Annotated in this window: 10 protein-coding genes and 1 pseudogene; 3 read left to right on the top strand and 8 right to left on the bottom strand. The window is 40.3% G+C overall.

The annotated features are described in order from the left end of the window. From ACFE90_RS05580 to ACFE90_RS05570, 3 genes and pseudogenes are all read right to left on the bottom strand, one after another. Positions 1-1,854 (bottom strand): annotated as a pseudogene (locus ACFE90_RS05580) (WD40 repeat domain-containing protein); the annotation flags it as partial. A 19-nt stretch (positions 1,855-1,873) separates the two neighbouring features. After that, complete coding sequence (locus ACFE90_RS05575; RefSeq protein ID WP_375498512.1) at positions 1,874-2,254, bottom strand: hypothetical protein; 381 nt, start codon at positions 2,252-2,254, stop codon at positions 1,874-1,876. Between the two features lie 243 nt (positions 2,255-2,497). Further along, positions 2,498-3,997, bottom strand: coding sequence for a family 10 glycosylhydrolase (locus ACFE90_RS05570; protein ID WP_375498510.1), 1,500 nt, complete (start codon positions 3,995-3,997; stop codon positions 2,498-2,500). A gap of 288 nt (positions 3,998-4,285) precedes the next feature. Here ACFE90_RS05570 and ACFE90_RS05565 point away from each other — a divergent pair, with 288 nt between their 5' ends. Beyond that, entirely contained in the window at positions 4,286-5,221 is a 936-nt protein-coding gene (locus ACFE90_RS05565) for an ABC transporter substrate-binding protein (protein ID WP_375498508.1), read from the top strand. A 257-nt stretch (positions 5,222-5,478) separates the two neighbouring features. On the opposite strand, the gene ACFE90_RS05560 is transcribed toward ACFE90_RS05565, so the two are convergent. The 5 genes from ACFE90_RS05560 to ACFE90_RS05540 form a co-directional block, all read right to left on the bottom strand. Then, a complete protein-coding gene (locus ACFE90_RS05560; RefSeq protein ID WP_375498506.1) occupies positions 5,479-5,916 on the bottom strand; it encodes a hypothetical protein in 438 nt (145 codons plus the stop codon). A 284-nt stretch (positions 5,917-6,200) separates the two neighbouring features. Beyond that, on the bottom strand, positions 6,201-7,169 hold the full coding sequence (locus tag ACFE90_RS05555; protein ID WP_375498504.1) for an FTR1 family protein: 969 nt from the start codon (positions 7,167-7,169) through the stop codon (positions 6,201-6,203). An 86-nt stretch (positions 7,170-7,255) separates the two neighbouring features. Further along, positions 7,256-7,690 (bottom strand): bacterioferritin, encoded by a 435-nt coding sequence (locus ACFE90_RS05550; RefSeq protein WP_375498502.1) that lies wholly within the window; start codon positions 7,688-7,690, stop codon positions 7,256-7,258. A gap of 175 nt (positions 7,691-7,865) precedes the next feature. Then, positions 7,866-8,903: a helix-hairpin-helix domain-containing protein gene (locus tag ACFE90_RS05545; RefSeq protein ID WP_375498500.1), complete on the bottom strand. Its 1,038-nt coding sequence runs from the start codon at positions 8,901-8,903 to the stop codon at positions 7,866-7,868. Positions 8,904-9,072: 169 nt separating this feature from the next. Beyond that, a complete protein-coding gene (locus ACFE90_RS05540) occupies positions 9,073-10,098 on the bottom strand; it encodes a multicopper oxidase domain-containing protein (protein WP_375498498.1) in 1,026 nt (341 codons plus the stop codon). 693 nt (positions 10,099-10,791) lie between these two features. Between ACFE90_RS05540 and ACFE90_RS05535 the strand changes: the two genes are divergently transcribed. Continuing rightward, on the top strand, positions 10,792-10,983 hold the full coding sequence (locus ACFE90_RS05535) for a CbtB domain-containing protein (protein ID WP_375498496.1): 192 nt from the start codon (positions 10,792-10,794) through the stop codon (positions 10,981-10,983). Between the two features lie 292 nt (positions 10,984-11,275). Then, positions 11,276-12,445, top strand: coding sequence for a hypothetical protein (locus tag ACFE90_RS05530; protein WP_375498494.1), 1,170 nt, complete (start codon positions 11,276-11,278; stop codon positions 12,443-12,445). Positions 12,446-12,800 lie beyond the last annotated feature (355 nt).

Raw genomic sequence — 12,800 nt, 5'->3', positions numbered from 1 at the left:
ACTGCCAGAAGCCAAAGTATTGCCGTCGGGGCTAAAATTTACGCTCCAGACATCCCTCTCATGCCCTTGCAAGCGATTGCGTTCGCTGCTCTCATTTAGAGCTTTTTGCAAGGCATTCATTACCACTGAGTTGTATACGTGCTGGTTTTGCAGGATTTTTCCCGCTTTAATTGCTTTGACAAAAGCATCCAACTCTTTTCTTCTATCGAGTAAAGACAAGGAAGAAGAACCGAGAGAATCTGCAAGATTGAGTTCCGCTTGTTTTGTGTTTTGCCAAGCGATTAACCCCAATCCTGTACTAATCACCACTGCTACCAATGAACCTGCTACAATTCCCCAAGCAGTTCTGATTTCGCGCTTCCTGTGGGCTGCTTCAGCTTGTTTGATGCGATCGCGTTCTTGGATACTCTGCTCAATAAATTCTTTCTCATAAATTAGGTCTTCTGGGCGTTCTTTCAGTCTTTCTTCTGCTTCCGCCAAAGCCGCACCACGCAATAATGACCCGGAATCTTGCTTCGTTGCTTCCCATTGTCCCTTTGCTGACCGCAGTCGCTCTTGCCAAGCTCTAAAAACGCGGTTTGCATTCATCCATTCTCGTAGTTCTCCCCAATTGCGAATTAGAGCTTCATGAACTACCTCTACCGTTTCTTGACTGGTAGCATTGCGACTTGTCACCACCAACCGAGCATCAGCTAATTTTTTTACCAAAGACCAGCTTTGCTCCCCCAATTCCGCTTTCATTGCTATGCGTCTGGTATCTTCTGCTCCCTCACCCGGACGCACCAATTGAATAAAAATGCGCCGCACTTTTTCCTTCTCATCATCTGTCAAGTTGCCATATTTCTCATCAGCATAGCGAGCTAACGCACCTTCTACTTGACCAATTTCTTCATAGATTTTGTGAGTTAATTGTTTACCCGTTCGCTTATTCCACAATTCTGTTAATGCAAACTCTAGCAAAGGTAAATTTCCAGGTTGGTCTTCCACATCATTGAGAATGCGTTCTACCATTCCTGTTTCAAATGTTACCCGTAATTTTTGGGCAGGTTTTTCAATGACTTCTTTTAGTTCCTCTCGATTCATTGGCCCCAGTTTCACATCAGCATTTTGCAAGACATCAGCGAAGGGACGATAAGAGAGAGCATTTCCTAAAAAATCTGCCCGCATCGTTGCTACCAACACCGTAGCCGATGAAGACAGAAAAATAGGAGTTTCTAAACTGGCTAATAAGCAATCGAGAAACTTACGGCGAATTTCCTGATTGTTACAGAGTGTGTAAATTTCTTCAAATTGGTCAGCAATCAACAGAACTCGATGATTAGGGTGATTTTGCAGAATTTTAGCAAAAACGTCCGAGAGAGGAACAGAGCCTTTTTGCAAATAATCAGCTAACTCTCGCGCTTGGATAATTTGTTTGGTTTCATTTAAGTTGGGTGTATAAAGAGGAACAAGAGCTAAAGCGATCGCATGGAAAGGATCGGAGCCAGGACGAAAGTGAGTAAACTGCCAATGACCCTCTTTTTCTAACTTAGGGACTAATCCAGCTAATACCACCGAAGATTTACCGCTTCCCGATGCACCCAGCACGGGTATAAAATTATTGGTTTTAGTTACACTATAAAGTTGTTCTATAAATATTTCCCGCCCAAAGAAAAACTCAGCATCATTGGGGCCAAAATGAAACAAACCCTGATAAGGACAAGGGAGATATTCATCAACAGCGATCGCAGAATCAACAGGTTTTACCTCTTCCCTAGAGTAGAAGTAGTTGTAGATAATGTTTCCTTCACCAACTACAGCACCTTTGACTTCATTTTGAAAAGTTGAGTGGTATTTGGAACTCTCTTCAGCCATCTAGATGCTCCAGTGGCTTCTAGCCAAATTTATTTTCTTGTGTGTTGCGATCGCCCACCTGAATCCCTTTCACTTCTCCTTGAAACACTGTATTGTATTTACCTGCTGCTGACTCTTCAGGTTTTAACTGTTTCAGCAACTCCTGCGCTAACTTAATAATTTCTGCATCTTGATCAGCACCAGCTTCCGCTAATTTCTTTTTAAGTGGTGCTTCATAGGTTTCAGGGTCTGTTTCGTGTTCTTCCAGAACCATTTGTGCTTTTGGTTCACTTTCAAATCTCTTCTTAATCAAGGTTTTCAACCCCTGATAGGCATCTTTAACGGCTGTTCCTGCGGTATCCTTAGTAGCAGCGATCGCACCAGCACCTAAAGCCGCAATAATCATAGAAACAGGTTCCATAGTTAATCCTCAATAATTTGTAGTAGCTAAAATAGGTATATTCTAGGTTTACAGAATATTTAAAAATTTAGCAAACTTTTTGCCTTTTTCTAACCGTCGAACTCACGTTAAGTTAATTGAAGAATACTGAACTCAGAATCAATTAGTGAGGGATTCAGCCGGATGTGGGATATAAATCTATTTGATAACGACGCAATTAAGTGATTGGGGAGATGAGGGAAACTTTTCTGCTGTATCTGCTGTTTACCGAGTACGACAAAATTTGCGATCGTTATCACTCTCAGGATATTGCCAAGAATAGGCAAAATGGCTAACTCCCTTCAGTTGAGGGGAAAATTTGCGAAGTGCCTGCATTTGCGCTTCTAGGGATGGACGATTACTAACGGATTCTCCCCATTTGCCTGCTAAAGCTGGAATTATCTGCGTACCCGGTTTTGCCATACTCAAAACTCGTTGCACTTGTGTCACAATACAACTGACATTACCGCAATTCCCATAAGCCATAGGATGCCACTGTAATGAAGTGGGGAACCGATCCCAAGGTTGCAAACGGGAATCATACCCTTGCCCTACAGTTTGGTTGCCATCCGGGAAAAACACTACTCCTGTGGGAATACCTTGCTGCTTTGCTGGATAACTGGCTAAGGTGACAAAATCTAAAATTCCTTGCATGGCGTGGGCAACGGCAAGCTGCCACAACTCCCATTGTAAAAGCGGTTGTCTATCGGTTGCAGGCAGGATTGACTTTTGCGCTAATGGGGGAATGCGTCCTTGCCACAAAGGTTCCCCTTCTTGGGGATAAAGTTTATCAACTTCCGCTATATCTCCGGCGCCGACGAATCCCTTACTCAAAAAGCGCCGAATCAAGTCCAGCCCTTTGTAATTCAGTGCCCGTTTAAATAAAGCTTCTTGGGTTGCAGGACTAAATAGCCATAAATCTGAAACTTTGGTGGCGATGGAATCACTTCCTGCTTGTCGGGGATAGCGTACATAGTCTAATAGCAAGCCATCTGGGCGACGGCGTAAAATTTCTTTTACTAATTGGAAGTAGTCGCGTTTTGCTTGCAAGTTGTAGGGGTCGATAAATACTTGAGAGCCGTTATCTACTACATATAGGCTCGTTTGACCTTTGCCATTACGAGCGATCGCACCTTCTCTATCTCGGCGCTGGGCGTAAGTATAGCCGAAATTGGTAGTAAACATCCAGGCGTAAACCTTTAAACCGCGTTGCCGACCTTTTTGAATTGCTGTGGCGAGTATATCGGCGTTTTCTGCTCCTGGGGTGCGAATTACAGAAGGCCAAACCGTCGGGTTAGCTTTTGCTGGCAATAATGCCTGCCCGTCGTAAAATACTTCTAAATAAACTTGGTTGTAGCCACGGTTGACAATCCGATCCATAATCTGATCAATTATTCCTGGCTGAATGTCACAAGGATACAAGCGCAACCAAATGGCTTGGATTTGCGGCCAAGTCCTAGTGCGGCACTCCTGTAATTCCTGTGCCTGTTTTTTTAGAATGTTTTGGTAGCGGGTTTGGGCATCTGGTTTGCCTTTGAGCGCTGACAAACGTAAGTTGTCTTTTTCTTGTGCCGCCGTTGATGATAATTGACAATACTGGGTTACTTGTGCCCTTGCCGGTTCGCTTCCAAAGTTGGGAAGTAACGAACTACTAGTGAAAACAATAGCGAATAGACGCCGCCAAAATAATGTTGATCTTGCAACGTTCAAGGGATGGTTAGACATATCTAGCAGTAGATGGACACAATAATCATCGACCCCAATTCAGATAATTGTGGGCAAACTGTATACAATTATACATTCAAATAAGAAGGGGTTTTTAAACCTATTTTTTTAAGACTACTAAAGGCTTGTTTGTGTTGCTGAATTTTTTGATAAAGACATAAACACATATAGGGAAGTATAAAACATCTGAATCCACACCAAGCTTAGTCTGTTATTGGGTAGATTCTGCCTGTACCTTAGTTAGTAAAAATCTGCTTATGCCATTCTTACCCCAAAAGGAATTTTAATATGCATCGTCGTTGGCTTTTATCTGCTTTAGCACTTTTGATGAGTATATTTTTAGCTGCTTGCACAACTGTAAACACTCAGCAGCCACAAACAAAAATCACAAGCACTACGGAGGCGATAAACACAAATTATCAGCAATTACCAAAAGGATCAGCAAAAAGAGTTGTTGCTCTTTCTTCTCTTTCTGCTGATATTATTTCTCGACTCAATCAAACAAAAATTGTCGGAATCACTGGTAGTAAACTATTTAAGAATGACTCAAGATTCAAGGATATTCCCCGTGTTAGTGAAGGGCAAAGTCCGCCAAATTTAGAAAAAGTGGTAGCGCTAAAACCAGATTTAGTTATTGGTGCAGAAGGTTTTTCTAACATCCCAATTCAAAAACTTCAGCAGCTAGGAATTCCGACCTTTCTCACTAAGGTGAATAACTGGGAATCTCTAAAAGAACTAACTAAAACACTTGCTAAATCAATTGACGCTGATCCTCAGCCTTTGTTAAATCGTTACAAAACTTTCTTGCCAAAGAAGCCAACTCCGGGTTTTTCTACTCTAGCGCTGGTTAGTCGTCAACCAATTTTAGCCCCGAATAAAAATAGTTGGGCAGGAGATTTGCTGGCGAAATTCCAGGCGAAAAATATAGCAGCAGATTTACAAGGTAAAAGTCCTATTGGTGGCTATGTGACGCTTTCGGCTGAGAAGGTTTTAGAAGCAAATCCAGAGGTGATAATTTTGGTTAATCCCCCACAAGGGAATTCGGAAGCAGCGCTTTTAGATTCGTTGAAAAAGGAAGCTTTTTGGCAACAACTGCAAGCAACTAAAAATAACCGAGTCTATGTGTTTGATTATTATGGTCTGGTGAATCCAGGTAGTATAGATGCAATTGAAAAGGCTTGTCAGCAGCTTAAGCAAGCCTTGTTTGTAGCGCAGGGCACTTAGGTCGTCTTACAAATGCCTGTATCCAATAGTAAGACAAGATGAATCCGACAATTACTATGATTACTTCAACATTAAAATCAGTTTGAAACTACCGCAAAACATCTTTGTCGTTCTTTTGTACCTAAAAAATCATTAATCAATTCACTTTTTCAAGCATTCTTTGCACTCAAGATTCTCATTCGGCAACACTCAACACTTGTTATTGCAAAGCAGTTAAATAATGACGGTTTTGCCTTCTCAAAAACTCTAAAAACTAGCTATTTACAGTGTTTTTGAAGAAGAGATACAGCTAATTCAAAACTATTAGGTTGAGTTTGTACTGCATAGGCTTCTCTTTCTAAATCTTGTCGTTTGACATCGGTATAACGTTTAAAAAATGGTCTAGCATAATTGCTTGGTTGAATGTCCAAGCCTAAAGTTTTGATTTTTCCTTTTCCGGCACATACCTGCGCTGCATGAACAGTTTCATGGATTAATGTTTGAGTCCCAATATGTAACTCAAACACTATAGGATTAATCCAAATTTTTTTGTCAGTTTCTCTTAGTAACCCATAAGCTCCTCGCTTTGGTGGTAGTGCAATGATTACCTGAAACCCTTTTTTTTCTAATTTATTTTTTAAATCTAAAAATTTTGCTTCCGGATTGGGTATTTGAGAAAGCAACAGTAAGGAATTTAATATAAAAGTTTTGCTCATTGCCTAATCCGCTCTAGGGCAGCTTTGGTTACTCCGTGTTGGTGACAAATGCCGATCGCAATATAACGACAAAAGCTTAGAAGCCCAGAAATCAGCAATCTCTAACATATTTAGGATTGAAAAAATAATTTGTAATAGGTTCCTGCTTAAATAAATTTGCTATTACTATCAACTTATAGTACTTTGTCTTACAGTCAATCTTTAAACCAGTGCTGGATGGTAAGCGATCGCTAAGGTGATTCCCAGTCATAGATAGACTGGGAACAAGGCAACTGACTATGCTTTTAATCTTTTGCAGAACTAATTGGTTTTTGACCAAAGGGGATATTTTTTTTAGCTTTAGGAAAAGCACCTCCAAGGCTACGGAAATACAGTCCTCCAATGGTGAGTAAAAATGCCACATATCCTACTGCTTGCACAAGATAGAGATTGTCTCTATAACCAAATAAAGATTTGAGAATAATGCCAGGAAACTGTTCGTCAGGTAAGATTGTAGAAGTATTTGAAACCATTGGCCCCAAAATACAAGAGTGGACTTTTGTAAAACGTTCGTAATAGAAACAAAGTCCTTCTGTGGCGCGACTGCTAAGGGCAAGGTTAGCCACTGCTTCGTCGAAATGTTTCAAGGCTGAAACTACTAACCCAGCGACAATTAATACTAATAAAACGCCCATTACCTGGAAAAACTGGCGGATGTTAATTTTGACACCCCCTTTAAATAACAACACCCCAATGGCGGATGCCGCTACCAAACCACCAACAGCACCCAATGCTGGCATTAATCCCTGTTGAAAATTAGCAGCAACGAACAGAACAGTTTCAAAACCTTCGCGGACAACGGCAATTAAAATTAAAGTAAAAACACCCCAACCAGCATTTGAATTTTGTGTCAGTGCTTCTGTTACTGCTCCCTCAACTGTAGCTTTCATAAATCTGGCTTGTTTAGTCATCCAGATTAGCATCCAACTGAGCATTGCGATCGCTAACACACTAAACACACCCTCCAACGCTGGCTCAACTACGGTGGTGTATTGAGGATTCGCTGCTCCCAGTATTTGAATTATCGAACTGAATAGCACGCCTATTAAGGCACTGACGACAATACCAACGCCGACACCAGCATATACCCAAGAGTTAAGCCGAGATTGTTCAGCTTTTTTCAGTAAAGCTAGCACTATACCAACAACAAGGGCAGCTTCTACTCCTTCTCGGAGCGTTATTACAAAAGTAGGTAGAGCAGTACTAAAATCCATCTTTTATCCTTTGTTTTTTGTCCTTTGTCATTAGTCATTTGTCATTTGAATTTAACTAATGACTAATGACTAAGGACTAATAACTATTAACTAAAATCGCGTAGCATCTTTTTGAGTTCGAGATTATGCATCTCTTCTTGCCCAATCATGCCGCGAGCGAATTCTTCAAGATAAATGCTGGCATTGGTAACAGTATCGAGCAGATTTTTATACAGATCCAATGCCTTTTTTTCGTGGGATAAGCTTTCTTCCAAGATATCCTTGACTTTATGCTGGTAGGTTTCTTCCATTGGGGCAATTTTCAGGGAGGGATGCCCATCTAAACCGGTGAGAATTTCTCCTACTTGTTCGGCATGAAGTAAAGATTCAGTTGCCTGTGCTTTAAAAAAAGCCACGATTGGAATACGGTTAGGGCCAGTCACCATCAAAGAATAATGTGTATAACGCACTACTCCTGCTAGTTCAAATTCCATGATGGCGTTCAGCAGGTCAATGGTTTTTTTCTGGTCAAGTTCTTGCATCAGTTGTTAGTTCAAGTAACGAATTTTCATGAGTTAGGAGCTAGGAGTGAGGAGTTAGGAGTTGTAAGTTAGGAGTTCGGGATTCATAACTCATAACTCATAACTCATAATTCATAACTCCTAACTCCTAACTATTTTAAACTCCTTACCATCTGCTTCCCATTAAAAGAAAGTGTTATCGCTGTGCTTGGGTATTGGATTTGTCAACCACTTTTTGAGAGTTTTCCTCAATGGTTTTCACTAGCTTGGTAACATCATTAGTAGTTTTGACTGCTTTTGCTGGTGGGATGGCAGCAGGCCAAACTTTTATGAGTTCAGCGAAACTAGTATCGATCGCTTTGTGTGCTTCGGGATCTGCTTGAGCTACTTGACTAGAAATCCCTTTGTATAATTCATTGGCGTAAAATACAAAACCACGGGAGTCTTGATACTCAATTGGTGCGGTTATTTTACCATTTGCGATCGCAGCGCCATATTCTGAGTTGGCTGAATCTAGCAATTCGTTAATTACCTTTAGCACAAATCCTGGCTTTGAGCGTTCATCTGCTGGCAAAGCTGCGATCGCTCCATCAACTGCTTGCACTGAAGAAGTAAAATTGGTTTTAACTTTGCTATCCTTCGGACTAGATTTTACTAAGTCTTGCAAACTTACCAATGTTGTCTTAAATTCTTTGACTTTGCGCTCATTAAGTTGATCTTCTACGTCAACATAAATCTCTTCAACTGGATGTCCAATATGAGGTTCTGCTTGTTTGGGCTGATTCTGATCCAGCAGTTCTCGTGCTACCAAAAGATGCCCTTTCATTAAGCCTAATTTAGACATATAGTCAACATCTTTTGCCTCACCCGTGAGTGCCACTTCTTGAACACCAACCTGGTCTTTAATTTGGTCGAACTGCTCTTGAGTAATTACTTTTTTAGTAACTAAATCTTCTGGGCTACCATAAGGACGACTTGCCTGGATTTTGTTCGATAAAGCCGGAACGCCTAGTTTGGCTTCAAACTTATCTAATTCTGACAATATAGCAGTGTTAATGTTAATTTTTTCTTTGCCACCGTGGCCACTGTGACTGTTACTACTTACTGCCTCTGTAGCTGGAGGGCTAGCAACTGGTGCTGATGGATTTTCTGCGGTTGGTGTACCACTACAGGAACTCAAGGTAACTATTAAGGCTGCTGCTGCCGTTAAACAGATATAACGAAGTTTTATCATTTTTGCTCCTCGCACAACTAAAAAAGGTATTAATTGAAACATTTCAAACTACTACTAGAAAGTAGTTTGTTTGACACATTGTCATAGATATTTACTGTCTCATATAATGAGATTTTTTATCAACTATTTATCTAAAATTTTAATAAATTACGAATTACTAATAATATCGTCAGGACTTTTTAATAGGATTTTGAGAGCTACTCTCAGCAAGTACTTCAAATTGACCCATGCAACCGTTTTCTGCGATCGCATCTTGATGGGGATGGAACATATACTTACCTGGGTAGCGAAAAGCAAATTCCAAAATGTGCCTTTCTGCCATACCCATCGTAATTACATCAGCTTTCTCGCTAGGAGTCATACTCATGCCATAGCGATAGACATCAAAGAAGTTGGCGTGGAGATGAAACGTCACCGCCGGATCGTATTCAATGATGTTGAGAACATACAGCCGAATCAACTGATCTTTGTAAATGCGAATCGGGTTATGCATGTAATAGTGGGGCAGACCGTTGAAGGCGTAATAATCATTATGGCTATCATCATTCACGTCATACCCACCCATCACTAGTACCATCTCATCAGCCGGGGGACGGGGGGTAGGTGGATCGATGATGAACATTCCATACAATCCCTTGGCGATGTGGCGGGTGACTGGTTCAATATGGCAGTGGTATAAGTGAACGCCATAAGGTTCAGCATCAAATTCATAAATTGTGGCACTACCATTGCTGATTGGGCGAATACCATCCATTTCTGCCGGATGAACGCCATGAAAATGCAAAGAGTGAGAATGTCCCGCATTGTTGAGAAATAGTACCCGGATGCGATCGCCCTGTTTTGCCCGTAGCGTTGGCCCTGGTATGCGACCGTTTAAATCCCAGATGTTGTAAGAGACAGCACTATTGAGTTTTATTATGGAAGTACCGGCAGTTAACTGAAATTCTCTGATAGTCCGCCCATTTTCTTGCTTTACCGTCCCATAATCAAAATCTCTTAACATCCTCATCGGGTTAGTAACGTCGTCTGGTACTTCAATATCGAATGGTGGCACTTTGACCATTGACTTACTTGGCAGATTTAGCATTTGCCAAAGTCCAACTGCACCAGTCACTCCAGCGCCTGCTAGTCCCAGCTGCAATAATTGACGGCGGCTCCAGGGTTTTCTGTTACCTAGAACGAAATTGTTGGGCATGACATTTAGTTACGGTTAGCGCCAAAAAAGAATTGCAAAAGATTTGCAATTGCTTTTAAATATTAGAGGAATTAATAATTATTGTCAATAATTTTATAGCGCTTCAAAATAGCTAGTTAAGTTGCTAAATCTAGATAAAGCTAGAATCAGTCCCTGAAAAGTACAGCCAATTATTTTTAAACTTTACAGTATTTATACGATACTTTTATGTATAAATAAGATTGAAATAAAACTAACTTTTCATGCCTATTTCTGATATGCTTATTGCTTTAGCATTATTTTAGGTACAAGCAATGAGTATAATAACACCTTTAATATAAAACCTCTTGGTAATCTGTGGCGTATTTAATTGGCTTAGAGATAATATCAATTGCATTTCAAGGAATTTTGGATGCTTGGCAATATGACCAATTTTAAATTTTAATCTGTTACCTTCGTGTTATCAGCTTTGAAAATGTCATCATTCAAATCCATGTGTCATTCTTTTGTTATTTGTATGGACTTTATGTGGAGATTTATGCTTCATGATCAGTCGAGCTTCAAAGGATAGTATAGTATTCACTAAAGCCCAATTACTCAATACATTTGATACACACTTGTCAAAGACAAAGTTGATCGTATATCTTTTTGCAATCAAGGGGCATAATGCCCTTTGATTGATGAGTTACCCGAATTCATTATAGGAGGTCAAAAATGACTAATTTTTCTCATATTTCAGTATTGCAGAAGACCGCAGGTATTACCTTATCCAAGCCTGTGCAGGTAACACTCTATATGCTGCTATCTTCTTTAGTTATCTGGACTGTTTTGTTCTCCACCTATCCTGCGGTTCATAACACAGCACACTCAGCGCGTCACCACACCTTAGGCGTTGCATGTCACTAAATTATCATAATCCCAAGATTTTTTAGGTGCATGAAGCAATGCTTTGACATCTAACAAAGTTACGACGCTAAAACAGCGCAGATTTCGCGCCAGTGTTTTTGCTTGGATATAACTTTTAGGTTTTGTAGAGATGCTTTATTTCCCATCTCTACATCACCTTAACTGGATTTAAAATGGTGTTTGATTTATGACTAATTCTTTGACTTGGATTTTTTTGCTTTAACTTTCATCTACTGCTATTTAAGTTTCAGTTGCAAAAGATACATTAGTTTCACACTTCCCGTAAGTTTTTATGAAAAAATATCGGTTTTTTGGAGTTATCAGCGCTGTTTGCATCACTTTGTCAATTCTTTATTCCTTTGTAGGGAATTCCCAAATTCCTACATCCAGAGTGCTACTCTCCACTAACCCGCCTTTAGAACGTATTCTCCCTTTTGAAGCAGAGGCAGAAAGACCACAATCTCCCGTTAACCTGACGTTACAAGCTGTTAATGCTGCGGGTAAACCATTAGAAAATGCCAAAATTGGCTTACAAATTCTGACGCCTAGTCGGAATCCTTGGTTAACAACAGATTTTCCCATTGTTGAGGGAACAAAATTGCTACAAATGGATGCTACTGCACCTGATGGGAAGCTAGAAATTAAACAGATGTTACCCATTCGTGGTAATTACCAACTGCTGGTAAATGTGTCACCTTTGGTAGCAAATGCCTTTGCCCCATATCAGCAAACTTTAAATCTGAATGTTCGGGAAAATCCAATTAAATATAAATACTTTGCTGTTATTGCAGCTATTTTACTATCACTTGGATTGTTGGGTGGTTGGATTATTGGCGGACAAGAAGAACTCCAACAAGGAGAAATTGCACCACAGTCAGTCCGCCTTTTATTAAGTGCATTGACAGTGGTAGCTATAGTAACCCTATTAGTTATCAACATTAGTGCAGAAGTTGCCGAAGCTCATGGCAGCGAACACCACTCAAGTAGTACCGAGGCAATCGCACCATCATCTCAAAAATCTCAGGGATTGGAAATTAACCTTGAGGGAGATAAAAACGCAACTGTAGGAAAACTTGCGAACTTATCATTACAGGTGAAAGATAGCGCAACTGGACAATCTATTAGAGATGTAGCGTTACAGGTGAAAGCGATCGCTACAGAACATAATTTAACAGTCTTTGACTACAAAGGTATTCCTGACGAACAAGGGAAGTTAACATGGCTAGAGCAATTTTTTGATGGTTCACCCCACAAAATCGAGGTGGAAGCAACTCCTCTACCAGGATCTAGCCGTCAATTTATACCAGTGAAGGTAGCACAAGAAGTTGAAGTTGAAGCGATCGCACCACCAATTTATATCCGATTGATTGGTTTATTCTACTTTACAGCCTTTGTCGGCATCGGTATGGCGATTGGATTGCTAATACAACATCGACGCACACCACAAGCAAGGGAAAATTAGTAATATCAGTCTTTTAGTGAGAATTCCAGCCAATATAACAATGTGCATTAAGTAAGTTGCTCAAATTAAATACAAAATCTCACCCTCAATCCCTCTCCTTACCAAGGAAAGGGATTGAGGGTGAGGTTTGATCTTATGTTTAATTACGCCTACCTACTTAACTTTTAGACTGGCAAAAAATCAATTATCCAAAATTATTTCCATATTTCCAGGGACGCAAGCTTTTGCGCCCCGGAGATAGGATGTTTTTAAACTGGAAGTCTCTTAAGTGGGCAAGAATAAATCAAAGTATCTTACGCAGTGTAAAATTAATTAAATTAGCTAGTAGTAAGCGGCTTCAGCCCATATTACAATT

It is taken from the genome of uncultured Nostoc sp. (assembly GCF_964245445.1).
GTDB lineage: Bacteria > Cyanobacteriota > Cyanobacteriia > Cyanobacteriales > Nostocaceae > Nostoc.
This window is presented reverse-complemented; position numbering and strand designations above follow the sequence as displayed.

Excerpts from the sequence above, each read along its gene's own strand:
- ACFE90_RS05575 (WP_375498512.1), bottom strand. The coding sequence starts at position 2,254 with ATGGAACCTGTTTCTATGATTATTGCGGCTTTAGGTGCTGGTGCGATC.
- ACFE90_RS05570 (WP_375498510.1), bottom strand. The coding sequence starts at position 3,997 with ATGTCTAACCATCCCTTGAACGTTGCAAGATCAACATTATTTTGGCGG.
- ACFE90_RS05565 (WP_375498508.1), top strand. The coding sequence starts at position 4,286 with ATGCATCGTCGTTGGCTTTTATCTGCTTTAGCACTTTTGATGAGTATA.
- ACFE90_RS05560 (WP_375498506.1), bottom strand. The coding sequence starts at position 5,916 with ATGAGCAAAACTTTTATATTAAATTCCTTACTGTTGCTTTCTCAAATA.
- ACFE90_RS05555 (WP_375498504.1), bottom strand. The coding sequence starts at position 7,169 with ATGGATTTTAGTACTGCTCTACCTACTTTTGTAATAACGCTCCGAGAA.
- ACFE90_RS05550 (WP_375498502.1), bottom strand. The coding sequence starts at position 7,690 with ATGCAAGAACTTGACCAGAAAAAAACCATTGACCTGCTGAACGCCATC.
- ACFE90_RS05545 (WP_375498500.1), bottom strand. The coding sequence starts at position 8,903 with ATGATAAAACTTCGTTATATCTGTTTAACGGCAGCAGCAGCCTTAATA.
- ACFE90_RS05540 (WP_375498498.1), bottom strand. The coding sequence starts at position 10,098 with ATGCCCAACAATTTCGTTCTAGGTAACAGAAAACCCTGGAGCCGCCGT.
- ACFE90_RS05535 (WP_375498496.1), top strand. The coding sequence starts at position 10,792 with ATGACTAATTTTTCTCATATTTCAGTATTGCAGAAGACCGCAGGTATT.
- ACFE90_RS05530 (WP_375498494.1), top strand. The coding sequence starts at position 11,276 with ATGAAAAAATATCGGTTTTTTGGAGTTATCAGCGCTGTTTGCATCACT.